Source organism: Paraburkholderia sp. GAS41 (genome assembly GCF_050436545.1).
GTDB lineage: Bacteria > Pseudomonadota > Gammaproteobacteria > Burkholderiales > Burkholderiaceae > Paraburkholderia.
This window is the reverse complement of record NZ_JBNDMK010000005.1, coordinates 1-25,381: the sequence shown is the minus strand read 5'-3', so window position 1 is coordinate 25,381 and position 25,381 is coordinate 1. Positions and strand designations below refer to the sequence as shown.

General features: G+C 62.1%; 21 protein-coding genes. 8 read left to right on the top strand and 13 right to left on the bottom strand.

Going from position 1 to position 25,381, the window contains the following annotated elements; translation table 11 throughout:
* Positions 1–135: 135 nt before the first annotated feature.
* Complete coding sequence (argC, locus tag P3T43_RS09550; RefSeq protein WP_429280801.1) at positions 136–1,083, bottom strand: N-acetyl-gamma-glutamyl-phosphate reductase; 948 nt, start codon at positions 1,081–1,083, stop codon at positions 136–138.
* A 232-nt stretch (positions 1,084–1,315) separates the two neighbouring features.
* The gene (locus tag P3T43_RS09545) at positions 1,316–1,918 is read right to left on the bottom strand and encodes a YbhB/YbcL family Raf kinase inhibitor-like protein (RefSeq protein WP_429280800.1); all 603 of its coding nucleotides are present in this window, start codon (positions 1,916–1,918) and stop codon (positions 1,316–1,318) included.
* A 280-nt stretch (positions 1,919–2,198) separates the two neighbouring features.
* Between P3T43_RS09545 and P3T43_RS09540 the strand changes: the two genes are divergently transcribed.
* Positions 2,199–2,888 (top strand): response regulator, encoded by a 690-nt coding sequence (locus P3T43_RS09540; RefSeq protein WP_429280799.1) that lies wholly within the window; start codon positions 2,199–2,201, stop codon positions 2,886–2,888.
* Positions 2,889–3,044: 156 nt separating this feature from the next.
* On the opposite strand, the gene P3T43_RS09535 is transcribed toward P3T43_RS09540, so the two are convergent.
* A complete protein-coding gene (locus P3T43_RS09535) occupies positions 3,045–3,731 on the bottom strand; it encodes an orotate phosphoribosyltransferase (protein WP_429280798.1) in 687 nt (228 codons plus the stop codon).
* 391 nt (positions 3,732–4,122) lie between these two features.
* On the opposite strand from P3T43_RS09535, the gene P3T43_RS09530 reads away from it, so the two are divergent.
* Complete coding sequence (locus P3T43_RS09530; RefSeq protein WP_429280797.1) at positions 4,123–5,388, top strand: MFS transporter; 1,266 nt, start codon at positions 4,123–4,125, stop codon at positions 5,386–5,388.
* A gap of 313 nt (positions 5,389–5,701) precedes the next feature.
* On the top strand, positions 5,702–7,984 hold the full coding sequence (locus P3T43_RS09525; protein ID WP_429280796.1) for an NADP-dependent malic enzyme: 2,283 nt from the start codon (positions 5,702–5,704) through the stop codon (positions 7,982–7,984).
* 719 nt (positions 7,985–8,703) lie between these two features.
* Here the strand turns inward: P3T43_RS09525 and P3T43_RS09520 are convergent.
* Positions 8,704–12,303: an indolepyruvate ferredoxin oxidoreductase family protein gene (locus tag P3T43_RS09520; RefSeq protein ID WP_429280795.1), complete on the bottom strand. Its 3,600-nt coding sequence runs from the start codon at positions 12,301–12,303 to the stop codon at positions 8,704–8,706.
* A gap of 375 nt (positions 12,304–12,678) precedes the next feature.
* Between P3T43_RS09520 and P3T43_RS09515 the strand changes: the two genes are divergently transcribed.
* Entirely contained in the window at positions 12,679–12,873 is a 195-nt protein-coding gene (locus P3T43_RS09515; RefSeq protein ID WP_429280794.1) for a hypothetical protein, read from the top strand.
* A 165-nt stretch (positions 12,874–13,038) separates the two neighbouring features.
* Here P3T43_RS09515 and hppD read toward each other — a convergent pair whose 3' ends face one another.
* Positions 13,039–14,136, bottom strand: coding sequence for a 4-hydroxyphenylpyruvate dioxygenase (gene hppD / locus P3T43_RS09510; protein ID WP_429280793.1), 1,098 nt, complete (start codon positions 14,134–14,136; stop codon positions 13,039–13,041).
* Between the two features lie 157 nt (positions 14,137–14,293).
* Here hppD and P3T43_RS09505 point away from each other — a divergent pair, with 157 nt between their 5' ends.
* Entirely contained in the window at positions 14,294–14,812 is a 519-nt protein-coding gene (locus tag P3T43_RS09505; protein WP_429280792.1) for an Lrp/AsnC family transcriptional regulator, read from the top strand.
* 142 nt (positions 14,813–14,954) lie between these two features.
* On the opposite strand, the gene P3T43_RS09500 is transcribed toward P3T43_RS09505, so the two are convergent.
* From P3T43_RS09500 to paaA, 8 genes are all read right to left on the bottom strand, one after another.
* Entirely contained in the window at positions 14,955–15,629 is a 675-nt protein-coding gene (locus P3T43_RS09500) for a GNAT family N-acetyltransferase (RefSeq protein ID WP_429280791.1), read from the bottom strand.
* 240 nt (positions 15,630–15,869) lie between these two features.
* On the bottom strand, positions 15,870–16,475 hold the full coding sequence (locus P3T43_RS09495; RefSeq protein WP_429280790.1) for a TetR/AcrR family transcriptional regulator: 606 nt from the start codon (positions 16,473–16,475) through the stop codon (positions 15,870–15,872).
* A 14-nt stretch (positions 16,476–16,489) separates the two neighbouring features.
* Positions 16,490–17,317, bottom strand: coding sequence for a DUF1835 domain-containing protein (locus tag P3T43_RS09490; protein ID WP_429280789.1), 828 nt, complete (start codon positions 17,315–17,317; stop codon positions 16,490–16,492).
* A 150-nt stretch (positions 17,318–17,467) separates the two neighbouring features.
* Positions 17,468–18,556, bottom strand: a complete 1,089-nt coding sequence (paaE, locus tag P3T43_RS09485) for a 1,2-phenylacetyl-CoA epoxidase subunit PaaE (RefSeq protein ID WP_429280788.1) — start codon at positions 18,554–18,556, stop codon at positions 17,468–17,470.
* Position 18,557: 1 nt separating this feature from the next.
* Entirely contained in the window at positions 18,558–19,094 is a 537-nt protein-coding gene (gene paaD, locus P3T43_RS09480) for a 1,2-phenylacetyl-CoA epoxidase subunit PaaD (protein WP_429280787.1), read from the bottom strand.
* Positions 19,095–19,115: 21 nt separating this feature from the next.
* On the bottom strand, positions 19,116–19,919 hold the full coding sequence (paaC, locus tag P3T43_RS09475; RefSeq protein WP_429280786.1) for a 1,2-phenylacetyl-CoA epoxidase subunit PaaC: 804 nt from the start codon (positions 19,917–19,919) through the stop codon (positions 19,116–19,118).
* A 5-nt stretch (positions 19,920–19,924) separates the two neighbouring features.
* The gene (gene paaB / locus P3T43_RS09470) at positions 19,925–20,209 is read right to left on the bottom strand and encodes a 1,2-phenylacetyl-CoA epoxidase subunit PaaB (RefSeq protein ID WP_429281024.1); all 285 of its coding nucleotides are present in this window, start codon (positions 20,207–20,209) and stop codon (positions 19,925–19,927) included.
* Between the two features lie 112 nt (positions 20,210–20,321).
* Entirely contained in the window at positions 20,322–21,320 is a 999-nt protein-coding gene (paaA, locus tag P3T43_RS09465; RefSeq protein ID WP_429280785.1) for a 1,2-phenylacetyl-CoA epoxidase subunit PaaA, read from the bottom strand.
* A gap of 174 nt (positions 21,321–21,494) precedes the next feature.
* Between paaA and P3T43_RS09460 the strand changes: the two genes are divergently transcribed.
* The 3 genes from P3T43_RS09460 (at position 21,495) to P3T43_RS09450 (ending at position 24,936) form a co-directional block, all read left to right on the top strand.
* Positions 21,495–21,800 (top strand): DUF2628 domain-containing protein, encoded by a 306-nt coding sequence (locus P3T43_RS09460; RefSeq protein WP_429280784.1) that lies wholly within the window; start codon positions 21,495–21,497, stop codon positions 21,798–21,800.
* Positions 21,801–21,944: 144 nt separating this feature from the next.
* Positions 21,945–23,567 carry an NAD(P)/FAD-dependent oxidoreductase gene (locus P3T43_RS09455; protein WP_429280783.1) on the top strand — a complete coding sequence of 541 codons (1,623 nt, stop codon included), beginning with the start codon at positions 21,945–21,947 and terminating at the stop codon, positions 23,565–23,567.
* Positions 23,568–23,670: 103 nt separating this feature from the next.
* Positions 23,671–24,936: an SGNH/GDSL hydrolase family protein gene (locus P3T43_RS09450; protein WP_429280782.1), complete on the top strand. Its 1,266-nt coding sequence runs from the start codon at positions 23,671–23,673 to the stop codon at positions 24,934–24,936.
* The last annotated feature ends 445 nt before the right edge of the window (positions 24,937–25,381 follow it).

Below are 25,381 nucleotides of genomic sequence, written 5' to 3'. Positions count from 1 at the left end.
GGGGCTAATACCAATCAGGTATTTGAAGTGGAATTTTTAAAACGGGGATTTGAAACGGAATAAAACAAAAAGCCGGTTCGTGAGAACCGGCTTTTAAGTTAATTGACAGCCAAAGCGCTGCCGGGCGAAAGGAAGTCAGCGCTTCAGGCCGCTGTCTTCGGCCGCGCCGATTGCCAGGTTCATGCACTGGATGGCGGCGCCCGATGCGCCCTTGCCCAGATTGTCGAGCCGCGCGACGGTCACGAAGCGCTCTTCGTTGCCGAACACGAACAGGTCAACGCGGTTGGTGTCGTTGTTCGCCTGTACGTCGAAGAAGCCGCCGTCGAGATTGGCCTCGGCATCGAACGGAGCGACGCGCACGAAAGCTTCACCCGCGTAGTATTCGGCGAACAGCGCGAGAACGTCTTGCGGTGTGGTCTTTTTTGCCAGCTGGCTCGGCGAGAAGTAGGTGGTGACGGACAGACCCTTGTAGAAGTCGCCGACGATCGGCGTGAACACCGGCGCCGATTTCAGTCCGGTGTGGGCCGCCATTTCCGGCAAATGCTTGTGCGTCAGACCCAGCGCGTAGGGGCGCGGGCTTTTCAGTTTGTCGTTGCCGCCGGCCTCGTAGTCCGCAATCATCTTCTTGCCGCCACCGCTGTAGCCGGTAATCGAATAGCTGTGCGCTGCGAATTCGGGCGCGACCACGCCGGCTTCGACGAGCGGACGCATGGCCAGCACGAACGCCGAAGCATGGCAGCCCGGTACGGCAATGCGCCGCGCGGTGCGCAGGCGCTCGCGTTGCGAGCGGGCCAGCTCCGGCAAGCCGTAAGCCCAGTCCGCGCTGGTACGAAACGCCGTGCTCGCGTCGATCAGCACGGTGTGGTCATTCGCGACCAGCGAGGCCGACTCGCGCGAGGCCACATCCGGCAGGCACAGGAACGTGACGTCCGACGCATTGATGAGACGACGGCGTTCCTCGATGTCCTTGCGCTTCGCCTCTTCGATACGCAGGATCTCTACGTCGGCGCGTTGCGACAGGTATTCGAAAATCTTCAGGCCGGTCGTACCTTCCTGTCCGTCGACAAAAACTTTCGTGCTCATCTCAATCTCACTGGCTTACGGGAATACGGGGGCGCCGGAATGCGCCGGAACGTCATTTTAAGACCGGATGGCGTCGCGCGTGCGCAAACATCGTCGAAAAGAGACGTTGCGCCGTGGAAATGACATTGAGATGACGGTTTTATACGGCAGATGCCATCCGTTGGCGGCGGGTTGGCAGCGCGTAGCCGGGCAGCGGCCGTTCCGGTGCGCCATCACGGCCGCGCTGCGGGCATTAGCGCCCGTAGTTGACCACCATGTGCGCGCTGCCGAGCGTGGCGGTGCCGATTTCATGATCGAACATCAGCGCCGGCCGGCCCTGGGCGAGGCGAAGGTCGGTGGTGTTGAGCGCGTAGACCGTCACCATGTAGCGATGCGGTTTGCCCGCCGGCGGGCACGGACCGCCATAGCCGTCGATGTCGAAGTCGTTGCGCGCCTCGACGGCGCCGATCTTCTTCACGTAACCCGAGGCGCTCGCGTTTTCGGGCAAATGATCGATCGTGGCAGGGATCTGCGCTACCGCCCAGTGCCACCAGCCGGGGCCAGGCGCATCGGGGTCGAAGATGGTGATCGCGAAACTCCGGGTGCCTTGCGGCGCGTCGTGCCACGAGAGTTGCGGTGAGCGGTTGGCGCCCTTGCAGTCGTCCTGGTCGAAAACCTGCGCGGCGTTGACGCTGCCGCCATCGCGCAGGCTTGTGCTGGTCAGCGTGAAGGGACCCTCGGCGAGCGCCCGCGGTCCGTGCGCGACGGCGAGCGCCAGAGTGAGCATCGCAACGGCAAATGACGATGGGCGTGAGCGGGGCGAAGCAAGCGAAACGACCAGGCAACGCGAGCGCATTGTGCCGATTCTCCATTCAGGGGTCGTGAACGATCATCCTCTCGCTTATTATTGTCCCTATTTTGTGTCCCGCGGTCGAATCGTGGCTAATTTGGTTTTGTCGGCCGCCTGACGGAATATTCTGACGGGCCGAGGCGGGCTGAAATCAGCTATAGTCGGGCGAATGCACGCGTGGGCTGGGGCGCGAGCAAGATCACAGTTTCCAAACCTAGAACCTAGAATTCAAGAATGATGCATGGCTGAGGCTTCGGCGAGCGTGTTATCAGGCGAAGGGATAGCAATGCCAGATCCACTCAGGGTCGTCGTGGCCGATGACCATCCGGTGATTTTGTTCGGTGCGGAGCATGCTCTGCTCAAGTTTCCTGGCATACAGGTGGTTGCGCGCGCACGCCAGTCAACGGAACTCATCAAGGTGTTGCAGACCGTCCCTTGCGACGTGCTGGTCACCGACCTGGCCATGCCCGGCGGACATTTCGGCGACGGTTTGCCACTCATCGGCTACTTGCGTCGCAATTTCCCCACTCTGCCGATCGTCGTATTGACGATGCTGGAGAATGCGGCGTTGCTCAAGCGGCTGAGCGAGCTTGGCGTTACATCGGTCGTCAACAAATCGGACGACCTCAGTCATATCGGACTCGCGGTTCAGCATGTCAGCCGCAATCTCGAATACATGAGTCCGTCGGTCAAGGCGTCGCTCGAAACGCTACGCATGAATGCGGGTGGCAAGAGCGACGAAGTGATGCTGTCGAAGCGCGAACTCGAAGTGGTGCGGCTGTTCGTGTCCGGCATGACCATCAAGGAAATCTCGGAGCAGTTGAACCGCAGTATCAAGACCATCAGCACGCAGAAGAACACCGCCATGCGCAAGCTGGGCATCGACCGCGATTCTGAACTGTTTCAATACGCGCAAAGCAATGGGCTATTAAATCTGTCGTCGCATTCAGCGGGAGAGAGTGGCGAGGCGCCTTGATGCGGCTTCAGCCACTTCGGCCGGTTTCTGGTTGCCTGTGCGTGACAGATGAAAAAGGGCTGCCTGTCGATAAGACAGGCAGCCCTTTTTGACATCAGCCTTCTCGACTGACACCGGACTGCTCGTGGCAGTGCCGGTTCAGCTCACGGAACCGGCTTACTGCGGCGATGCGGTCGCGCCGCCATGCGCTGCGGACCATTCGGCCGGCGCGTGCAGGAATTTCTCGACTTCGTCGAGCGTCTTCGTGTCGAAGTAGCTGTTTTCCTTGGCGACGCGCAGCACGTCCCACCACGTGGCAAGCGCGTGCAGTTCGACGTCGATGTCTTTCAGCACCGACACGCTTTCCTTGAAGATGTTGTAGTGGAACAGCACGAAGCAGTGATTCACCGTGGCACCGGCCGTGCGCAGCGCGTTGATGAAGTTGATCTTGCTGCGGCTGTCGGTGGTCAGATCCTCCACCAGCAGGACGCGCTGGCCTTCCGTCAGCAGGCCTTCGATCTGCGCGTTACGGCCAAAACCCTTCGGCTTCTTGCGCACGTATTGCATCGGCACCATCAGGCGGTCGGAGAGCCATGCCGCGAACGGGATGCCGGCGGTTTCGCCGCCGGCGACCGCGTCGATCTGCTCGTAGCCGACGTCGCGCAGGATGGTGGCTTCGGCCATTTCCATCAGGCCGCGGCGCACGCGCGGATACGAAATCAACTTGCGGCAGTCGATATACACCGGGCTCGCCCAGCCGGACGTGAAGATGTACGGTTTTTCCGCGTTGAAGTGAACTGCTTGCACTTCCAGCAGCATCTTGGCGGTCGTGTCGGAGATCGTCTGGCGATCGAAGCCTGTCATGGGCGGATCCTTGGGTGAGAGCGGGGAGGGCGCGGGCGCAGGGCCCGGTGGCGCAGCAAGCGGGAGATTCCGCGCCTGATGGGCGGAACACGCGGCCGGCTAGTGGAGTGCAGGCCGGTTTTGCTGCGCGCGTAGCCGCGTATTTTACCCGATTCGGACACTTCCGAGCAGGCTGTCGTGCGTGAAAACCCGTAATGACGGATCGGGCGGCGGGGGGATGGGGCGGCCGCGCCGCCACACAACCGACCGGAAGCCCCACCTCTGGATCTCGGCGCGGCATCCTTTTTGGCTTGCTTGTGACCCGAGCGGGCGCCGATTACACTCACGCGAATTTTCCGGGGCGGCCGGCGCCGACATCGTCGCCGCAGCCGCGCCCTACGGGATGCTTTCGATGACCACCGCCTCAGATTCCACGATCTCCCGCAAGTCCGCGCAACCCGGCTATGCCGGCCGCGCTCTGCTTGCGGCGGTGCTCGGCTACGCGATGGACGGTTTCGATCTGCTGATTCTCGGCTTCATGCTGCCGGTGATCGCCGCCGACCTGCACCTCTCGTCCGCACAGGCGGGCTCGCTCGTGACCTGGACGCTGATCGGCGCGGTTGCCGGCGGAATCGTCTTCGGTGTGTTGAGCGACTACTTCGGCCGGGTGCGCATGCTCACCTGGACCATCCTGATCTTCGCGGTGTTTACCGGCCTGTGCGCGCTGGCGCAGGGCTATACGGACCTGCTCGCTTACCGCACGATTGCAGGCCTCGGACTCGGCGGCGAGTTCGGGATCGGCATGACGCTGGTCGCCGAGGCGTGGCCGGCATCGCAGCGGGCGCGCGTGTCGTCGTATGTGGGGTTGGGCTGGCAACTGGGCGTGCTGGCCGCCGCGTTGCTGACGCCGCTGCTCCTGCCCGTGATCGGCTGGCGCGGCATGTTCGCACTGGGGCTCGCGCCCGCGGTGGTGTCGTTCATCGTGCGGCGGCGCGTCGAGGAGCCGGCGCTATTTGTCGAGCGCGCGGAGCACGCCCATCAGGCCAGGCGCGCCGGCAGCGGCAGCGCCGCACGAAAGTCGCCGCTCAGGCGCCTTGTTGCGGACGCCAGTACGACGCGCGCCAGTATCGGCGTGGCGATTCTCTGTTCGGTTCAGAACTTCGGCTACTACGGCCTGATGATCTGGCTACCCAGCTATCTGTCGAAGACCTTCGGCTATTCGCTCACGAAATCCGGTTTGTGGACTTCCGTGACAGTCCTCGGCATGGCGCTCGGTATCTGGCTGTTCGGCGTCGCGGCTGACCGTTTCGGCCGCAAGCCGACCTTCCTGTTCTATCAGGTGGGCGCAGTCGTGATGGTGTTCGTCTATGCACACCTGAGTACGCCGTTTGCGCTGCTGATCGGCGGCGCGGTGATGGGCGTGTTCGTCAACGGCATGATCGGCGGTTACGGTGCGCTGATTTCCGAGCTGTACCCGACCGAGGCACGGGCCACCGCGCAAAATGTCCTGTTCAACATCGGGCGGGCAGTCGGTGGATTTGGACCGGTCGCGGTCGGCGCGCTGGCCGCGCGGTACTCGTTCGGCGCGGCGCTCGGGCTGCTCGCCGCGATCTACCTGCTCGACATTCTGGCAACGCTTTTTCTGATCCCCGAACGTCGCGGCGCCGCCCTCGACTGACTGCCACCCTTCACCCTTCTTCGAACTGCAGGTGCACGACGCAATGTCCGTCGTGCAATGACGCGCCGCAGCATCGTCAGTCACTGTTTCACCCATGGTTAGCGGCACTAAACGCTACGCGAAATGGCACATGCGGGGTGTACACTGAGTCCCCCGCGAATGCTCTGCACCGTCTTGCCAACCGCTCAGGTTCGACGCTGCGCCTAACCGGCGCAAGCGAAAACCGCTGCTGTCGACTACCCATGCGATTCATGCAAGCGAGGCGCACGGTGTGACGAGCCGGGCCCATTACTCACGTCTCGCAGGCCAAAAAATGGACGAACAACTGAAGCAAAGCGCTCTCGCGTATCACCAGAATCCGAAGCCCGGCAAGATTTCGGTCACGCCGACCAAGCCTCTGTCGAACCAGCTTGACCTGTCGCTCGCGTATTCGCCGGGTGTCGCCGCAGCCTGCATGGCGATCTTCGACGAACCGCTCGACGCGCAAAAATACACCTCGCGCGGCAATCTCGTGGGCGTCATTACGAACGGCACGGCGGTGCTCGGTCTGGGCAATATCGGTCCGTTGGCCGCCAAGCCGGTCATGGAAGGCAAGGGGTGTCTGTTCAAGAAGTTCGCCGGGATCGACGTGTTCGATATCGAACTGGCCGAAACGGATCCAGACAAGCTGGTCGAAGCCATTGCGATGCTCGAGCCGACACTGGGCGGCATCAACCTGGAAGACATCAAGGCGCCGGAATGCTTCTACATCGAGAAGAAGCTGCGCGAGCGCATGAAGATTCCGGTCTTCCACGATGACCAGCACGGCACCGCGATCATCGCTTCGGCGGCCATCCTGAATGGCCTGAAGGTGGTCGGCAAGAAGCTCGAAGAAGTGACGCTCGTCTGTTCGGGCGCGGGTGCCGCGGCGATTGCCTGTCTGGACCTGCTGGTGCACCTGGGGCTCTCGAAGAAGAACGTGCTCGTCGCCGATTCGAAGGGCGTGATCTACGAAGGCCGCGGCAACCTGGATCCGTCGAAGGAACGCTACGCGGCGAACACCGACGCGCGCACGCTCGCCGACGCCATTCGCGGCGCCGACGTGTTCCTCGGCTGTTCGAGCGCCGGGGTGCTGAAGCCGGAGATGGTCGTGGAGATGGGTACGCAGCCGCTGATCCTCGCTCTGGCCAACCCGGAGCCGGAAATTCGCCCGGAAGAAGCAAAGAAAGTGCGCCCGGACGCGATCATCGCCACGGGCCGTTCGGACTATCCGAACCAGGTGAACAACGTGCTGTGCTTCCCCTTCATTTTCCGCGGCGCGCTCGACGTGGGCGCGACGACCATCACGGAAGAGATGAAGCTTGCCTGCGTTCGCGCAATCGCGGAACTCGCCGAGGAAACCGATCAGGGCGACGAAGTGGCGAAGGCCTACGAAGGCCACACGCTTGAATTTGGCCCGGACTACCTGATCCCGAAGCCGTTCGACCCGCGCCTGATCATCAAGATCGCGCCGGCCGTCGCGCAGGCCGCGATGGATTCGGGCGTGGCGACCCGCCCGATCAAGGACATGGACGCGTACCGCGAGGAACTCGCCACGACCGTCTACCGGACCGGCATGGTGATGCGTCCGGTGTTCGCCGCGGCGAAGTCGGCGCCGGCGCGCATCGTGTTTGCGGAAGGTGAAGACGACCGCGTGCTGCGTGCGGCGCAGTTCGTTCTGCTGGAAAAGATTGCGAAGCCGATCCTCATCGGACGACCGGCGGTGATCGACATGCGCCTGAAGAAGATGGGTTCAAAGCTCAAATGCGGCGTGGACTTCGAGATTGTCGATCCGGAAGACGACCCGCGTTATCAGAAGTGCTGGCAGGCATATCACGAGATTGGCGCGCGTGAAGGCGTCACGCCGGAAGTCGCGAAAGCGGCGCTGCGCAAGTTCAACACGTTGATCGGCGCGCTTCTCGTGCGTGTGGGTGACGCGGACGGCATGATCTGCGGGATGATCGACACGTACCAGAGCCATCTGAAATTCGTCGAACAGGTGCTCGGCAAGGCTGAAAACGTGCAGAACCTGGCGGCGATGAATCTGCTGATGCTGCCGGGCCGCAATCTGTTCATCTGCGATACGTACATCAACGAAGTGCCGAGCGCGGAGCAACTCGCCGACATGACGGTGCTGGCAGCAAGCGAGATCGAGAAGTTCGGCATTACGCCGAAGGTCGCGCTGCTGTCGAATTCCAACTTCGGCAGCGTGCCGTCGGCTTCGTCGCAACGAATGGCGGATGCGCGCAAGCTGATCGCGCAACGTGCGCCGGAGCTGGAAATCGACGGTGAGATGCACGGCGACGCCGCGTTGTCTGAGATGGTCCGCAAGGCCGCCTTCCCGGGCACGAAACTGACGGGCGAAGCGAACCTGCTGATCATGCCGAACGTGGAAGCGGCGAACATCACGTACAACCTGCTGAAGGTGATCGGCGGCGAAGGCGTGACGGTGGGGCCGTTCCTGCTGGGTGCCGAGAAGCCGGTGCATATCCTGACGCCGGCAGCGACCGTGCGCCGGATCATCAACATGACGGCGGTTGCATCGGCGAACGCGCGGGTGCGTGCGGGCGCGGAGTAACTGCTGTTATTGCTGCTGATCTAGCGCCGCGTTAGGGCGCCTGGTTGCAGAACGCAAAAACGCCACGGAGGTGTCAACTCCGTGGCGTTTTTTTGTGCCTGGTTTCTGCGATTTCATGGGACGTTGATGCGTCGGAAATTCGCCGCCGTGGGGCGATGTCCTTCTGGAGTCTTAAGGAGGAACGCCATCTTTAAGAATGCTCTGATTCGTTCTTGTGTCGAGAATTTGTAAAGTTACTTCTGAAGCGAGGCACATCACATCGGTAGACAACAAGGGGCCTCTCGGGCCGACACGTTGTGATACGCCCCAAGCAGGGCGCTTCATTCAGTTTCGTAGTGGCAGTAACTGCAGTAGTTGGTGGTAGCGGTGGGTAGTAGTCGAGGTAGCTGTAGTAGTCGTAGTAGCTGTAGAGGCAGGTGAAGGTGTTGTTAAGCAGTGTGGGTAGTTGATGGTTGTAGTAGCAGTTGTAGTAGCAGTAGTAGGTGAAGTTGTTGTAAGTCGTGTTGGTGTTGTACGTGGTAGTAGTGGTGGTAGCAGTGCCGCCCGTTCTCGCGCTTTCGTTTCAGGTGCGGGCCACAGGCAAAAAAAGGCGGCTGTCCTTGCGGGCAGTCGCCTTTTCCATTTTCATCTACCGCACCTTGCTCAGCCGATCAGGCCAGAACGCTCGGTCAGCCAGCTCAAGAGCGTAGGCGGCAGTATGTTGCTCAGATACCTGTCCATCAGGCAGCGTGTTGGGACTGACTACCTTGCGGTGAACGCCAGCGCGCCAGCAAGTCCAGCCACTTCACGCGCACACCCTTCAGGTTGTTTTCCTTCACGTGTCCATAGCCGCGGATGCCGTCCGGCAGGTTCGCCAGTTCGACCGCCAACGCATGTTTCTGCACGCTAAGGCCGCCGATCAGTTCACTCACCAGCGCTTCGTACTCGCCAATCAACGCCCGCTCGGTACGACGTTCCTCCGTCTTGCCGAACACATCGAACGCCGTGCCGCGCAGGAACTTGAGCTTCGCGAGCACGCGCATGGCACTGAGGATCCACGGGCCGTACTTCTTCTTCACGAGGTGGCCATGCGCATCCTTCTTCGAAAAAGCGGGCGGCGCAAGGTGAAGATGGACCTTCCAGTCCCCTTCGAAACTGGCCTTGAGCTTTTCGATGAACGCCGGATCGGCGTACAGGCGTGCGACTTCGTACTCATCCTTGTAAGCCATCAGCTTATGCAGGTTCTTCGCCACGGCTTCGGTCAATGGCAACTGGCCGTCGCCCAGCTCGAGCGCGGATTCCGCCACCCGCACTTGCGCTACGCGCTCGCGATAGCGGGCCGCATAGGCGTCGTTCTGCCATGCGCTGAGATAGGCAGCGCGCTTGTCGATCAGCGTATCGAGCGCCTTCGGCGTGTGCAGCGAGATGATCTTGCTGCTGGCGGTCTCAGCGGTAGCGTCGCGCCCTTGCGACTGCGCGAGCTTGCGCACGCCTGCAAGGTCGTGCGCGGCACGGCGTCCCCATTCGAAGGCTGCACGATTCTTCTCGACCTGTACCGCGTTCAGTTCGATCGCACGCATCAGCGATTCGTATAGCAACGGCACCCAGCCCTTTTGCCACGCGTAGCCGAGCACGAACGGATTCGTGTAGATCGCATCGCCCAGTAGTGCCACGGCGAAGTGGTTGGCGTCGATCGCATCGACGCCGGCATCGCCCGCACCCAGCCGCACATCCGATTCCGCATCGGCGCCGGGGAATTGCCAGTTCGGATTCTTGATGAAGGCGGCGGTCGGTGTCCGCGCGCTGTTCAGCACGACGCGCGTGCGTCCCACCTGCATGCGCGAGACGCATTCGTCACTGGCCGTGACGATGGCGTCGCAGCCGATCACGAGACTCGCTTCGCCCATGGCGATACGCGTCGCGTGGATGTCGGCGGGCTGGTTCGAGATCTGCACGTGGCTCATCACGGCGCCGCCCTTCTGCGCGAGACCGGTCACGTCCAGCACGGTCACGCCCTTGCTTTCGAGGTGAGCCGCCATGCCCAGCAGCGCGCCGATCGTTACCACGCCGGTCCCGCCCACACCGGTCACGAGCACGCCGTACGGCCGCGTGATTGACGGCAACTCGGGTGCGGGCACTGGGGGCATGGCATCGGCCGTCGCACCCGACGACGCCTTGGGCTTGCGCAACTGTCCGCCTTCGACCGAGACGAAGCTCGGGCAGAAGCCGTTCACACACGAAAAGTCCTTGTTGCAGGTGGACTGGTTGATCTGGCGCTTGGTGCCGTACTCGGTATCCAGCGGTTCGACCGACAGACAGTTGGACTTGACGGAGCAGTCGCCGCACCCTTCGCAAACGGCTTCGTTGATGACGACGCGACGCGCCGGATCCGGGAAGGTGCCGCGTTTGCGGCGGCGTCGCTTCTCGGTGGCGCAGGTCTGGTCGTAGATCAGGATCGAGGTGCCGGCAATCTCGCGCAAGGCGCGCTGCACGTCATCGAGCTGGTCGCGGTGATGGATCGTGATGCCCGGCGCGAGCCCGACGTTCGCGTTGTACTTGTCCGGCTCGTCGGTGACGATCACGATCTTCGTCGCGCCCTCGGCGGCGAGCTGGTGCGTGATCTGCGGCACGGTGAGCACGCCGTCGACCGGCTGGCCGCCCGTCATCGCAACCGCGTCGTTATACAGGATCTTGTAGGTAATGTTCGCCTTCGACGCGATCGCCGCGCGAATCGCCAGCAGCCCTGAGTGGAAGTAGGTGCCGTCGCCGAGGTTGGCGAACACATGCTTGTCGTGGGTGAACGGCGCCTGGCCGATCCACGCCGCGCCTTCTCCGCCCATCTGGCTGAAGGTGCTGGTGCTGCGGTCCATCCACACGGTCATGTAATGGCAGCCGATCCCCGCCATCGCCCGCGAACCTTCCGGCACGTTGGTCGACGTGTTGTGCGGGCAGCCGGAGCAGAACCACGGCTTGCGTTCGACTTCCACACGCGGCCGGGCCAACGCCTTCTCCTTCGCTTCGATCACGGCGATCCGCGAGGCGATGCGCGCGCGCACGTCGGACGGCAGGTCGAACTTGTCGAGACGGGTGGCGATCGCCTTGGCGATGATCGCCGGCGACAATTCGTAGTGCGCCGGCAGCAGCCAGTTGCCCATCGGCACGGACCATTCGCCGCCCGCGCCGTCTTTCTCGTCGAACTTGCCGAACACACGTGGACGCTGTGCGTCAGGCCAGTTGTACAACTCTTCCTTGATGGCGTACTCGAGGATCTGACGCTTTTCCTCGACCACCAGAATTTCTTTGAGGCCGTGGGCAAACGCGTGGGCGCCTTGCGCCTCGAGCGGCCACACGCAGCCCACCTTGTAGAGGCGAATGCCGATGCGTGAACAGGTCTCGTCGTCGAGGCCGAGGTCGGTCAGCGCCTGACGCACATCGAGATAAGCCTTTCCGGCCGTCATGATGCCGAAGCGCGCGTCCTGCGAGTCGATCTCCACGCGGTCCAGCTTGTTGGCGCGGACGTAGGCGAGGGCAGCGTACCACTTGTAATCGAGCAGGCGCGCTTCCTGAACCAGCGGCGGATCTGGCCAGCGAATATTCAGACCGCCGTCCGGCATGGCGAAATCTTCGGGCAACACGATCTTCGTGCGATGCGGATCGATATCCACCGAAGCCGACGATTCCACCACGTCGGTCACGCACTTCATCGCGACCCATAGCCCGGAATAGCGGCTCATGGCCCAGCCGTGCAGGCCGAAATCGAGATATTCCTGCACGTTCGATGGGAAGAGCACCGGCAGCCCGCAGGCCTTGAACATATGTTCGGACTGATGCGCGAGCGTCGAGGACTTGGCTGCATGGTCGTCGCCGGCAAGCACGAGGACGCCGCCGTGTTGCGACGAACCTGCGGAATTGCCGTGCTTGAGAACGTCGCCGGAGCGGTCGACACCCGGCCCCTTGCCGTACCACATCGAAAACACGCCATCGAATTTGGCGTTCGGGTACAGGTTGACCTGCTGCGAGCCCCACACGGAGGTGGCGGCGAGATCTTCGTTGACGCCGGGCTGGAACACGACCTGGCGTGCGGCGAGATGCTGCTTCGCCTTCCACAGCGACTGGTCGAGACCGCCAAGCGGAGAACCGCGATAGCCGGAAATGAAACCGGCGGTATTGAGCCCAGCGGCCTTGTCACGCTCCTGCTGCAGCATCGGCAGGCGCACGAGCGCCTGAATACCGCTCATGTACGCGCGACCGCGTTCGAGCGTGTATTTGTCGTCAAGCGTGACGGAATTTAGCGCGGCTTCGAGCGAGGCTCTCTGACCAGCGTCTAGCGGGGCATTCATTGTGTGTACTCCTCCACCCTGTTTGGGATCACCAAAACTTGTTGGCCTCGGCATCTTGTGAATGCCTGGACCGGGGTCGCAATATTGACGTGTTTTAAGGGATGGTAGCACTGGGAGAAACCCGCCGCAGGGCCTTAAAAGTGCCGTGATGCGGCGCGCAGTGCTGATATTCCGAGATGCGCCGGTTGACGCCGTGATGTCAGTCCAGCAGTAAATTGAAAATTTTGCGATGCCTTCTGTAACAAGCTGTAAAAGGTTCAAATTTGCGGAACCGGACTTGAACTGTCTGTCTAACCCCCACCTGTGCACGTGCCTGCGCGCCGCTTCGCGGTGGGTAGCGCCTCACGCCGACAGGCAGTTAGAAAAGGAGTACGCATGAACACAAGAAACATCCAGACCTTCCTGATGGTCTCGGCCGCATTTTTTGCGATGAGCGCGCCGGTGCGCTCGGGCAGCGAAAGAACCCTCGCGAGCGCGGTCGCTCACGTGGCGCAAGTGGCACCCGTGAGTCTCGCTTCGGAGCGCATCAAGCTGTCGAGCGAGTCTGGCGAGGACGGGCAGGCTTCCTGATGGATCGCTAGGGCGATTCGTCGATCTATTTCTAGCCGCCGCCGGAAACCGGGCAGCGGCGCAAACAACGCGCAAAGAACAAAAGGGCGAGGATTTTTGCGATCCTCGCCTTTTTTATTGAACCGTGTTTCTTTGCGAAGCGTGACCCAGCCGGAGGCTGAGCCTTTACACCTTGTCCTGGACGACGCCGCGGCGAATCTGGTCTAGCTCGATCGATTCGAACAGGGCCTTGAAGTTGCCTTCGCCGAAGCCCTGATTGCCTTTGCGCTGAATGATCTCGAAGAAGATCGGGCCAATCTGGTTTTCGGTGAAGATCTGCAGAAGCAGATCTTCGGGCGCGCCGTCGATCAGGATCTTGCGCTTGCGCAGCTCGTCGAGCGGCTCGCCGTGATTCGGCACGCGGCGGTTCACCAGTTCGTAGTACGTGTCGATCGTATCGAGCAGGGCGATGTTGGCTGCGCGCAGTCCGTCGACCGTGCGATAGATGTCGTTGCTGCCGAGCGCGATGTGCTGAATGCCTTCGCCGTGATACGCGTCGAGGTATTCCTGGATCTGCCCGGCCGTTTCCGAGCCTTCCTCGTTGATCGGAATGCGGATCTTGCCGCACGGCGAAGTCATCGCCTTGGACTTCACGCCCGTCACCTTGCCTTCGATGTCGAAGTAACGCACTTCACGGAAATTGAACAGACGCTCGTAGAACTCCGCCCATTCCTGCATGCGTCCGCGGTGGACGTTGTGCGTCAGGTGGTCGATATAGGTGAGGCCGTGGCCGAGCGGGTTCGGGTTAGCGCCGGCAATCGGCACGAAGTCGACGTCATAAATGCCAATGTCGCCGATGCTGTTCGGTTCGACGCCGTTCTTGCCGCGCCAGCGGTCGACGAAATAAATCAGCGAATCGCCGACGCCTTTGATCGCCGGGATGTTCAACTCCATCGGTCCGGTCTTGTTATCGAAACCCCACGCGCCTTTTTCCAGCGCCTGTTTGTAAGCCTTGGCGGCGTCCTGCACGCGAAAGGCGATGGCGCAGATCGACGGACCATGCAGGCGCGTAAAGCGCTGCGCGAAAGAGTCCGGTTCCGCGTTGATGATGAAGTTGATTTCGCCCTGGCGATATAGCGTCACATCCTTATGACGATGCCGTGCAATGGCGGTGAAGCCCATCTGTTCGAACAGCTTGCCGAGCGCCTTGGGATCCGGAGCGGTGTACTCGATGAACTCGAAACCGTCGGTGCCGACGGGGTTATCCCAGGTTTGAACCTGCATATCTGTCTCCTCTTATGCCATGCAAAGCGAAAGGGGCGCACGTCGCGCGATGCAGTGAAGTGTAAAGGCCGATATGCGGCGAAAACTTGCGAATTTAATCGTGCTTGATTAGGCTGGCGCTACGTTATAGCTCAATGAAGGGATCAGGTGGCAGAAAATGGCTGAAATCGAGATGGACACGATCGACCGGCGGATTCTCGCCATCCTGCAGGAGAACGGCAGGCTTTCGAATCAGGAGATTGCGGAACGGGTGAACCTGTCGCCCAGTCCTTGTCTGCGGCGGATTCGCCGGCTGGAGGAGAGTGGGGTGATTCGCGGCTACGTTGCGTTGCTCGACCCGCAGCGGCTCGGCCTCGACTTGCTCGCTTACGTCAACGTGCGGCTGGAAAAGCGCGGAGGTCCAACGCTGAGCCCGCGCGGCGACGGCGTGCCGCTACGGGCCGGCGCGACGCACGCGGATCTGTTTCGCGTGGCCGTGCAGACCTGGCCGGAAGTGGTCGCGTGCCACGCCATGACGGGCGACATGGATTACCTGCTACGCGTGCAGGTGGAGGACATGGCGCACTTTTCGCGCTTCGTGCAAGACCGCCTGCTGCACCATCCATCCGTGATCGATGTGAAGTCGAGTTTTTCGCTCGAAACTTTTAAGGAAACGACGGCGTTGCCGATTTTGTAGATGGATGGCGCTGTCGCCAGGAAGCAGGACAGGCGGTGCGCTGGTACGTCGTCGGTGTCCGCGAACGGCTCAAGGGAGTGTGCAAAGCAAAAGGGCGGCTCAGTTCAGAGCCGCCCTTTTGCTTATCGGATGCATGTGCTGCTTATGCAGCGGCAGCCGTCGGCAAAAACGATTCGAAAATCTTCGACGCCTGACGAGCCTGGCGCTTCAACGCATAGTCGAACACGGCGGCCTGCTCCTGCAGCATTTCGGCGATGATGCTCGACTGGTCGGCCGGCGGCAGCGTCAGATACGCGTCGGCTTCGCCGTACGCGTATTCGATCTTCATGCCGGCCTTCTTGGCGATGTGCATCATGGTTGAGTTCCGCGACAGACAATGCATATAGAGCATCGTGACGTGCGTGTTGCGGCTGCGAATGGCGGCCCGTTCGAACAGCTTGCTGCCGATGCCCTGGCCGCGCACCCTTTCTAGCACCGACACGCCGAACTCAGCAGTGCGCTTATCGCCTGCCTGCTCCACGGGCAGATAAGCGAGGTGGCCGACGCCGACCAGTTGCAACTGGTTGTCGAACACGCCGAACACGGTATCGCGGGTGAAATCGATGGAGCGCACGTAGTTTTCGATCACGTGGTCCGGCACGAGCTGACCGAAGCGCAGCAGACGGTCGTCTTCGCCGAGCGCGAGGAAGTGCGCCAGCAGGCGTTCGCGGTCGATGGCGGTCAGTTCCCGCACCAGAGCATGCGCGCGACCGGTAGCCTGCAACAGGCGATCGGATGTGACGATCGGCTCAGCGGCGCGAGTAGAGGGCGTGGTCATGGTCGGGTTCTCCTATTAATCAGGCGGCATGCTGCACCGCAAGATTGATTCTATCGGAAACGCCATCCCATAACTAGGGAAAACCCGCATATCGATTCGACGCCAAGCTCTATTGTGCTGTGAACCTATTTTTATGTGATTGATTATTAAGCATTATTGATTTTTGGTCTGGATTGAAGCGCTGGATGGGCGACAAGCAATTCTTACTTATGACGAATGCTGCCGTTCAACGGAGAAGCCTTACTCGGCCACTCGCAGCCCATGGTCGACCATCGCGACGACCTGTTCGGCAAACTCGCGGTAACCCATCCGGCCGTCGGGCTTCAGCCATGTGAAGGTCCAGTTGATCATGCCGAACACCATCATCGTCAGCGCTGTCTGATTTTCACGGCTGGCGCGCTCCGGATAGGCACGCGTCAACTGCCGGGCAAACGCCGCCACGACGTCGCGCTGGCGGTTGAGGATGATCTCGCGCTGCGAGTCGACCAGATATTTGACGTCGTTCAGCAGCGCGACGTGCCGGCTGTGTGAGTTTTCATATTCGGCGAGAAACGCGCGGATCAGTTCGGCGAACGTTTCGCGCTCGCTCAGCCCGCGCCGCTGGCTCGCGCCTTCCACTTCCGCGATGATCAGCATCAACCGCTTCGTGTAGCGGTCGAGCAGGTCGAACAGGATCGCTTCTTTACTCGCGTAATAGTGGTACAGGCGGGCCTTCGAGGTGCCGCTCGCGGCGGCCAGATCGGCCATCGAGGTACTCGGATAGCTCGTCTGGGCGAACTTGGCGGCGGCCAGTTCGAGAATCTGGTCGCGCTGGGTTTCGTGGTCGGGGGCGCGGGTGCGGGCCATAGTGCTTGGGATCCTTAGCTTGAACAGGCGGAAAGCGCCGCGCGCAGTTCCAGCGCGTGCCAACCGGAGGTGTTGCCGCGCAGGCTAAGGCGCCCGCTTGCGGCCAGCTCGCGGAAGCGCCAGAGCACGAGGCTGTCGCTGACGAGGAAGCCCAGGTCGGCGACCATCAGTTGCCCGGCGATGCCGGCGGCGGGCTGCCAGGCGTCGCTAGCGTGTTCGAGAATCAGCGCGTCGAGTTCGCCGAAGGTGCCGCTGGTAAACGTGTTGTCACGCCAGCGGCGGGTTTCGCCGTTCGCCTGCTTGACCTCCTGCCATTCCAGGGCGAGGCGGCTGATGCGCAGCACCGAGATCGGCGCCACGTCCGCGAGCCGCGTCTCCAAAACCTCCGGCGCGAACATGCCGACGGATGTGGCGCGTCCCGCGTGGCGATGGGCGAAGGCGGCGGGATCCGCGACGTCGCGGATCGAGAGGCGCACTTCGTTCAGACGCTGCGGGCTGTTGCGCAGGTGATTGCAAACGCGGCGCAAGGTCAACTGATCGGCGGAGCTTTCGCCGTGCCAGACGGCGACTTGCGTGTCCGCCGCGGCAAGCTGGTCCAGCACGGACGCCTGTTCGCCGAATTCACGCAGGAGATTGCGTGGTGGGGCATCGGGCTCGGCGCCGTCCAGCACGCGTTGCCAGAACTCGGCGCGCACCTCGGGCGTATCGTCGACGCCGCGCAGCGGGCCGACCGCGAGGTCGTCGCGCAACGCCTGCACGTGATCGTTGCGTCCTGCCCGTTGCAGGGCGGCTCGCAGGGAATCAGCGGCGACATCGCCGTTGGTCAGGTGAATCGTGCTCATCGACAGCTCGCAGGCAAATCAGTCACAAAAAAGGGCAACTCGGCGAGCGGAAGCGAGTCCCGATCGCGAGCGGCCCCTAGTGTAAGCGGATCGCGGGTGAGCCGAAAGCGCTCAGACGTGCGTCGCGGAAGATGCGCGTCCGTCGGTCGCCTAGCGTTCGTCGTAACTGACCACGACGCGGTCGCTCACGGGATGGCACTGGCACGTCAGCACGAAGCCGTCGCGAATCTCGTGCTCTTCCAGCGTGTAGTTCTTTTCCATCCGTACTTCGCCTTCGAGCACTTTCGCGCGGCAGGTGCAGCACACGCCGCCTTTACAGGCATAGGGCAGCGCGAGCCCAGCCTTCAGGCCGACATCCAGCACGCTGACACCCTGGTAGGGCAGACGCAGCTTGCGCTTCTTGCCGTCGAGGACGATTTCGAGCTCGGCTGCGGGAGTGTCTTCGGTGATCTCCACGGCCGGAACCCCGGCTTGCGGCAACGGTGAGCCGAAGCGCTCAACGTGAATGCTTTCGTGCGGCACGCCGGCGGCCTTCAGGGCGGCTTCGGCGGCGTCCATCATCGGCGCGGGGCCGCAAATGAAGGCCTCGTCGATGGCCTCGGCGGGCACCAGATTCTCGATGAAAGCGGCGCACTTTGACTGGTCCAGCACCCCGTTGAACAACTCGACGTCCTGCAGATCGTCCGACAGCACGTGATACAGCACGAAGCGGCTCATGAAGCGGTTCTTCAGGTCTTCGAGCTCTTCGGCGAACATGATCTGGTCGACGCTGCGATTGCCGTAGACCAGCGTAAACGTGCTGCGCGGCTCGACTTCGAGCGTGGTCTTGATGATGGCTAGCACCGGCGTAATGCCCGAGCCGCCTGAAAAGGCGATGTATTGCTGGCCTTGATCGGCGTTCAGGTGGGTGAAGAAGCGGCCGTCGGGCGTCATCACGTCGATGGTGTGGCCCGGTTGCAGCGTGTCGAAGGCGAAATTCGAAAAGCGGCCGCCCCGCACGCGCTTGATGCCGATGCGCAGTTCGCCGTCGCGGTCGTAATCGGTGACGCCGACGCAGATCGAATACGAGCGGCGCGTTTCCTCGCCGTCGATATGCGTTTTCAGCGTCACAAACTGGCCTTGTGTGAAGCGAAACTGCTCGCGCAACTCAACAGGGACTTCGAAGGCAACCGAAACCGCATCGGCCGTTTCGGGGCGAACTTCGCGGATACGCAGGGGATGAAATTGCGGGGTGGCCATATCAGTACGGTTTGAAGTAGTCGAAGGGTTCGCGGCAATCGAGGCAGCGGTACAGCGCCTTGCAGGCGGTCGAGCCGAACTGCGCCAGACGTTCGGTATGCGCCGAGCCGCAGCGCGGACAGGCCGGTGCAGGCAGCGCCCTGGGGACGAAGCGGACCACTTTCTCGCCGGGCGCGTCGCTCGCGCAGTTGCCGGTGGGCGGCGCGATGCCGTAGGCGCGCAGCTTTTCGCGGGCGTCGGCGGTCATCCAGTCTGTGGTCCAGGCGGGGGCGAGCACGGTGACGACCCGATACGGCGCGAGCTGCGCGACTTCCAGCGCGTGTTCCACGTCTTCGGCGATTTGCGACATCGCTGGACAGCCTGAATAGGTCGGCGTGATGACGACCTCGAGCACACCGTCGGCGGCGCGCCGGACGTCGCGCAGAATGCCGAGCTCGCGAATCGACACCACCGGAATCTCCGGATCGGGCACCGCTTCGAGCACGGACCATGCGCGCTCCAGCGCGGGGTCGAGGGCGGTCGCAAGGGTCGCGGTCATCGTCGTGTTCCGTTTAGGGGCTTACCAGCTTGCGCCGGGGTGCTGCCGCGCGAGACTCTGCATTTCGGCGAGCACATAGCCCATGTGTTCCGAGTGTTCGCCATGCTTGCCGGTCGTCACGTGCTTCACCGGTTCCGGCAACGTAAGCGTGGCTTCGACGAGCGCGGCTTGCACTTCCTCTTCCCAGGCGCTTTGCAGATCGGCCGTCAACGGACCGATGCCAGCCGCGGCGATGGTCTCCTCCACGGTGTCCACGCTGAAGAATTCGCGGGTGTACGGCATCAGATAGTCGAGCGCGGCCTGCGCGCGGCGGTGCGACTCGTCTGTGCCGTCACCGAGGCGGATCAGCCATTCGCGCGCATGATGCACGTGATAGCGGCTTTCCTTGATCGATTTCGCGGCAATGGCGGCAAGCTGGTCGTCTTTCGAAGCGGTGAGCGCCGTCCACAAATGAGCCATCAGCGTCGAATACAGGAAGTTGCGTCCAATCGTGACCGCGTAGTCCTTGTCGGCATGCGCGGTACCCGCGAGCGGCCCGTAGTGGGGCAGTTCGGCGAGCGTGTAATTGGTGAACTCGCGCTCGGCGCGGAAATACGCGTAGTCGTCCTCGCGCTTGGTTGCACCCGTCAGCGTGTGCTCGAGCGTCGCAGCATGGGTGTAGAGCAGGCGTGCCTGGCCGATCAGGTCGAGACTCATGTTGGCCAGCGCGATGTCCTCTTCGAGGATCGGCCCGTGACCGCACCACTCGGCATTGCGCTGACCGAGGATCAGCGCGGTGTCGGCGAGTCGCAGGACGTAGGAAAGATGTTGGGGCGTGATATCCATGACGCTTACATGTGGTTGACTTCGTCGGGGAGCGCATAGAACGTCGGATGGCGGTAAATCTTGTCGCCGGCCGGTTCGAACAGCTCGGCCTTGTCCTGCGGATCCGACGCGGTGATCGCCGAGGACGGCACCACCCAGATGCTCACGCCTTCCTGGCGCCGCGTGTAGACGTCGCGCGCCATGCGCAGCGCCATCGGCGCGTCGGCGGCGTGCAGACTGCCGCAGTGCTTATGGTCGAGGCCTTGCTTGCTGCGCACGAATACTTCCCAGATCGGCCATTCCTTGTTCACGGACTTGTCCATTCCCGCATCTCCTGAATCTTTCGTTGCTGTTGCCGGCTGGCGCTGACTCGCACCCGCTGATTTCCGGCGTTGTCTGGATTGAGCTACGTTTCCGCAGCCACTAAGCGGCTTGCTGTTGGGCTCGCTGACGCTGCTTTTCCGCGTGGGCGAGGGCGGCTTCGCGAACCCAGGCGCCGTCGTCGTGGGCTTTCACGCGGGTCGCGAGGCGTTCGCGGTTGCAGGGACCGTCGCCGTTGACCACCCGCCAGAATTCTTCCCAGTCGATGTCGCCATAGTCGTGATGGCCGCGTGCCTCGTTCCACTTCAGGTCGGGATCAGGCAGCGTGACGCCGAGTACCTTGGCCTGGTCCACGGTGGCGTCGACGAATTTCTGCCGCAGGTCGTCGTTGGAGATGCGCTTGATGCCCCATTTCGACGACTGGTTGCTGTGGATCGAATCCTTGTCGCTCGGGCCGAACATCATCAGTACCGGCCACCACCAGCGGTCGACCGCCTGCTGGACCATCTCGCGCTGCGCCTCGGTGCCTTTCATCATGGACAACAGCGCGTCGAAACCCTGGCGCTGGTGAAACGATTCTTCCTTGCAGATGCGGATCATTGCGCGGGCGTACGGCCCGTAGGTGCAACGGCACAGCGGAATCTGGTTCATGATGGCCGCGCCGTCGACGAGCCAGCCGATCACGCCAACATCCGCCCACGTCGGCGTCGGATAATTGAAAATGCTTGAATATTTGGCCTTGCCGGCATGGAGAGCGTCGATCAGCTGATCGCGCGACACCGCGAGCGTTTCGGCCGCGCTATATAGATACAGCCCGTGGCCGGCTTCATCCTGCACTTTGGCGAGCAGGATGGCTTTACGCTTGAGGCTTGGCGCGCGGGAGATCCAGTTGCCTTCGGGCAGCATTCCCACGATTTCCGAGTGCGCGTGCTGCGAGATCTGCCGCACCAGCGTCTTGCGATAAGCGTCGGGCATCCAGTCTTGCGGCTCGATTTTGCCGTCGGCTTCCATGACCGCGTCAAAACGCGCCTGCTCGGGCGAACTGGCGGCCGCGTCGAGCGGGGCAACGTTGCCGGGAATGTCGAGGGATTGCGTATACATGGCGAACGCTCTCGTCCGAAGTTGTCTGTGTTCGGCAGTATAAACCAACCGACCGGTCGGTTAATGATTTTTTTAAGATTGATTTTGGGGTAGGTTCAGATGCCGTAGATGGGGTACGGTGGAGGCCGACGGCGCGGCGCGCGCCGTGGTTGCTAACGCGAGGGCGGAAGAGAGATGACGGAGCGGATCTATTTGCGGCATCCAACGAAAGACGAGACCGTCGAGGTGAGGGCTGGCTTTAGCTGGGCCGCTTTCCTGCTGGGTTTCGTCTGGGCGTTGATGAAGAGAATGTGGCTGGTCGGCCTGTTGATGCTGGCGGCGGACCTCGCGATTGGTCTGATCGGCTTTGCGGGTGTGACGGCGGATGTCGTCAGTCTCGGCCTCAGCATCGCATTCGCGCTTTACTGCGGTGTGCGAGGCAACCAATGGTATCGCCGTGATCTGGAGCGCAAGGGCTACGTCGTGTTGTCGCGGACCTGAAAGGGACGGATTGCTAGCCGCGTTCTGATGGGAAATGCATGCCGCATGCTTGCCAATCTCGGCCGTTGCTACCCCTTGCCAGCCGCAGAACCTATAAAATCGCGGATTGGCTGCGATTGTGCGCCCCCAGCATCCCCGGTACCCATGTTACGTTTAAGTGAAATCAAACTCCCGCTCGACCATCCCGGGAGCGCGCTCGACGCCGCGGTTCTCGCGCGCCTCGCCGAGCTCGGCGTGCCGGCGGGCGGGCTCATCCGCTACACCGTGTTTCGTCGCGCGCATGACGCGCGCAAACGGGCCGACATCAAGCTGACCTACATCGTCGACGTAGAGGTCAAGGACGAAGCGGTCGTGCGAGACCGGCTGGCCGGCGTGCCGCATTGTGCGGTGACGCCGGATATGGAGTACCGCTTCGTAACCCGGGCACCCGAACACTTTGCAGGGCCGCGCCCGGTCGTGATCGGCATGGGGCCGTGCGGGCTGTTCGCTGGACTGCTGCTCGCGCAGATGGGTTTCCGCCCCATTATTCTCGAGCGCGGCAAGGCGGTGCGTGAACGCACGAAGGACACCTTCGGCCTGTGGCGCAAGTCGGTGCTCAATCCGGAGTCCAACGTGCAGTTCGGCGAGGGCGGTGCCGGGACGTTCTCCGACGGCAAACTGTATAGCCAGATCAAGGATCCGCATCACTACGGTCGCAAGGTCCTCGACGAATTCGTCAAGGCGGGCGCGCCGGAAGACATCCTTTTTCTGAGCCGGCCGCACATCGGCACGTTTCGTCTCGTCAGCATGGTCGAGAAGATGCGCGCCACCATTCACGAGCTGGGTGGCGAAGTGCGGTTCGAGACCCGCGTCGAAGATATCGAGATCGAGCAGGGCAAGGTACGCGCGCTGCAGCTGTCCAATGGCGAGACGCTGCCGTGCGATCACGTGGTGCTGGCGGTCGGACACAGCGCGCGCGATACCTTCGAAATGCTGCACAAACGTGGCGTCTATATTGAAGCGAAGCCGTTCTCGCTGGGTTTTCGGATCGAACATCCGCAAGGACTGATCGACCGCAGCCGCTTTGGAAAATTTGCCGGTCACAAGCAACTTGGCGCGGCGGACTACAAGGTGGTGCATCACTGTAGCAATGGACGCGCGGTGTACAGCTTCTGCATGTGCCCAGGCGGCACCGTGGTTGCGGCGACCTCGGAGCCGGGGCGCGTGGTGACCAATGGCATGAGCCAGTACTCGCGGGCCGAGCGCAACGCCAATGCGGGCATTGTCGTCGGCATTACGCCGGACGATTTCCCTGGCGGACCGCTTGCCGGCATCGCGTTCCAGCGCAAATGGGAAGAGCGCGCGTTCGAACTGGGCGGCCGAAACTACTGCGCGCCGGGTCAGCGTGTGGGCGACTTCATTGCCGGCCGGGCGTCGACTTCGCTCGGGGCAGTTGTGCCGTCGTACAAGCCGGGCGTCACGCCGACCGACCTCAGCACGGCGTTGCCCGACTACGTGATCGAGGCGATTCGCGAAGCGCTGCCGCAACTGGACAAGAAGATCGCCGGTTTTGCTATGGACGACGCCGTGCTGACCGGAGTCGAGACGCGCACTTCGTCGCCGATCAGGATTCGCCGCAAGGACGACTACCAGAGCATGAACGTCGAAGGTCTTTATCCGGCGGGTGAGGGCGCGGGGTACGCGGGCGGTATCTATTCAGCGGCCATCGACGGGATCGAAGTGGCGCAAGCTTTGGCACTGAGCATGACGTTGGGTCGCGCTGGCTGAAGTCGCGCAACGGCAAAGGCGGCAGCGCCATGCATGGTGCCTGTCCGCCACCCGGTGCGATCGATCGGGCACAATGGGCGCTTTGTCTCCAGCCGATTCCCGAATGACCCTTCGTACTCTGGCCGCTGCGTGCGGCGCGGCCCTCTGTGCTCAATTCGCAATCTCACCGGTAGCCTCAGCGGCGGATGCACCGTCGCGCTGGGTCTCGACGTGGGGCACAGCGCTTCAGTCCATTCCCCAGCAGGCCAATCTGCCGCCGCTGTATCGCGCACCGGTGGTCGCCGGACGCACGGTTCGGCAAATCGTCTATCCGACGCTAGCCGGCAATTCCGTGCGGATCCATCTCAGTAACGAATACGGCAAAACGCCGCTCGTCATAGAGGCGTTGCGCATTGCACGCTCGACTGGCGGGGCCGCGCAAAGCAGTGGCGCGGTTACGGTGACGTTTGGCGGCAAGCAAAGGGCGACGGTTCCGCCTGGCGGCGAACTGGATAGTGACGCCGTGTCGCTCGATATTGTCGCCGGCGCGCCGTACGCCATCAGCTCCTACATGGGGGCGGATCAACAGTTCGTGGCTTGGCATCGTGTGTCGAGCCAGGTCAATTACGTTTCGTTGCCGGGCAATCACGCGGATGACTCCATGGCGGGGGCCTTTCATCAGCGGTTCACGCAAGTTGCGTGGGTGACCGGTCTCTCAGTGGAGGCGCCGTCTTCGGCCGCCATCGCTGCGATTGGCGATTCGATCACCGATGGAATGCGCTCGAGCCTGAACGAAAACCACCGCTGGCCGGACGCCTTCGCGCGCCGGCTCGCGCGGGAGGGCGACCGCTCGACCGCCGTCGTCAATCTGGGGATTAGCGGCAACCGTTTGCTCAACGACTCCCCTTGTTACGGCGATGCGCTGGTCAAGCGCTTTGGGCGCGACGTACTCGAACGGCCGGGGGTGAAGACCGCGATCTTGCTGATCGGCATCAACGACATCAACTTTTCTTCCACGCCAGCTCGGGCTGGGTTGGACTGCGACAGCCCGCACACGTCCGTGACGGCGGCTGACCTGATCGCGGGTTACCAGCGCGTGATTGCCGAGGCTCACCGCCGCGGTGTTCGTGTATTCGGCGCGACGCTCACGCCGGCCTCGTTGCCGCCGCAGCGTGAAAGCATCCGGCTGGCGGTCAATCAGTGGATCCGGACGAGCCGGGAACTGGACGGCATGATCGATTTCGACGCGGCGCTGCGGGACCCGGCCCAGCCCGACCGTCTGCGACGCGGCTTCGATAGCGGCGACCAGATTCATCCAAGCGACGCAGGGTATGCCGCGATGGCGGAGGCGATTCCGCTCGATGCCGTAGTAAATTCGACTCGAAAATGACTCGCCAAAAAAACATTTCGGTCAAAGCCTTGTCATATGGCTGATGTTCGCCTACTATTCGGCTCCTCGTTTCCGAACGAGTGCCGCTGCGAGGACAGGCGGCCGTAGCGTCAACAAGGTGTTAAGCGAAAGCGAAAAAATCTAGTTGACGAAACGAAAAAGATTCTTCATAATCTCGTTTCTCTGCTGCTGATGCAGCGACGCAGAACGAAGCGGTGCCGGGTGGTTGTGATGGTGACAATGCACGGTGTTGTTTTGGTGGTGAATGCGTAATCGATCTTTAAAAATTAACAGCCGATAAGTGTGGGCGCTTGATGCGCGACGCGGCGGTGGGTCCTTCGGGGTCTGCTGCAAAAGCGAAAGTATCAAGTCTCACACAGTAATGAAAGGAAAGGTTTTCCTGTTTTCGGACAGGATGATCAATCGTCAGTACGTTGAGTGAGCG

What these genes read in the sequence shown, in the direction of transcription:
- P3T43_RS09525 (WP_429280796.1), top strand. Translation starts at nt 5,702, where the DNA reads ATGGACGAACAACTGAAGCAAAGCGCTCTCGCGTATCACCAGAATCCG.
- paaD (WP_429280787.1), bottom strand. Translation starts at nt 19,094, where the DNA reads ATGACCGCGACCCTTGCGACCGCCCTCGACCCCGCGCTGGAGCGCGCA.
- paaC (WP_429280786.1), bottom strand. Translation starts at nt 19,919, where the DNA reads ATGGATATCACGCCCCAACATCTTTCCTACGTCCTGCGACTCGCCGAC.
- P3T43_RS09450 (WP_429280782.1), top strand. Translation starts at nt 23,671, where the DNA reads ATGACCCTTCGTACTCTGGCCGCTGCGTGCGGCGCGGCCCTCTGTGCT.
- P3T43_RS09545 (WP_429280800.1), bottom strand. Translation starts at nt 1,918, where the DNA reads ATGCGCTCGCGTTGCCTGGTCGTTTCGCTTGCTTCGCCCCGCTCACGC.
- paaE (WP_429280788.1), bottom strand. Translation starts at nt 18,556, where the DNA reads ATGGCCACCCCGCAATTTCATCCCCTGCGTATCCGCGAAGTTCGCCCC.
- P3T43_RS09500 (WP_429280791.1), bottom strand. Translation starts at nt 15,629, where the DNA reads ATGACCACGCCCTCTACTCGCGCCGCTGAGCCGATCGTCACATCCGAT.
- argC (WP_429280801.1), bottom strand. Translation starts at nt 1,083, where the DNA reads ATGAGCACGAAAGTTTTTGTCGACGGACAGGAAGGTACGACCGGCCTG.
- P3T43_RS09520 (WP_429280795.1), bottom strand. Translation starts at nt 12,303, where the DNA reads ATGAATGCCCCGCTAGACGCTGGTCAGAGAGCCTCGCTCGAAGCCGCG.
- P3T43_RS09460 (WP_429280784.1), top strand. Translation starts at nt 21,495, where the DNA reads ATGACGGAGCGGATCTATTTGCGGCATCCAACGAAAGACGAGACCGTC.
- P3T43_RS09490 (WP_429280789.1), bottom strand. Translation starts at nt 17,317, where the DNA reads ATGAGCACGATTCACCTGACCAACGGCGATGTCGCCGCTGATTCCCTG.
- P3T43_RS09535 (WP_429280798.1), bottom strand. Translation starts at nt 3,731, where the DNA reads ATGACAGGCTTCGATCGCCAGACGATCTCCGACACGACCGCCAAGATG.
- P3T43_RS09455 (WP_429280783.1), top strand. Translation starts at nt 21,945, where the DNA reads ATGTTACGTTTAAGTGAAATCAAACTCCCGCTCGACCATCCCGGGAGC.
- P3T43_RS09540 (WP_429280799.1), top strand. Translation starts at nt 2,199, where the DNA reads ATGCCAGATCCACTCAGGGTCGTCGTGGCCGATGACCATCCGGTGATT.
- hppD (WP_429280793.1), bottom strand. Translation starts at nt 14,136, where the DNA reads ATGCAGGTTCAAACCTGGGATAACCCCGTCGGCACCGACGGTTTCGAG.
- P3T43_RS09530 (WP_429280797.1), top strand. Translation starts at nt 4,123, where the DNA reads ATGACCACCGCCTCAGATTCCACGATCTCCCGCAAGTCCGCGCAACCC.
- P3T43_RS09505 (WP_429280792.1), top strand. Translation starts at nt 14,294, where the DNA reads ATGGCTGAAATCGAGATGGACACGATCGACCGGCGGATTCTCGCCATC.
- P3T43_RS09495 (WP_429280790.1), bottom strand. Translation starts at nt 16,475, where the DNA reads ATGGCCCGCACCCGCGCCCCCGACCACGAAACCCAGCGCGACCAGATT.
- paaA (WP_429280785.1), bottom strand. Translation starts at nt 21,320, where the DNA reads ATGTATACGCAATCCCTCGACATTCCCGGCAACGTTGCCCCGCTCGAC.
- P3T43_RS09515 (WP_429280794.1), top strand. Translation starts at nt 12,679, where the DNA reads ATGAACACAAGAAACATCCAGACCTTCCTGATGGTCTCGGCCGCATTT.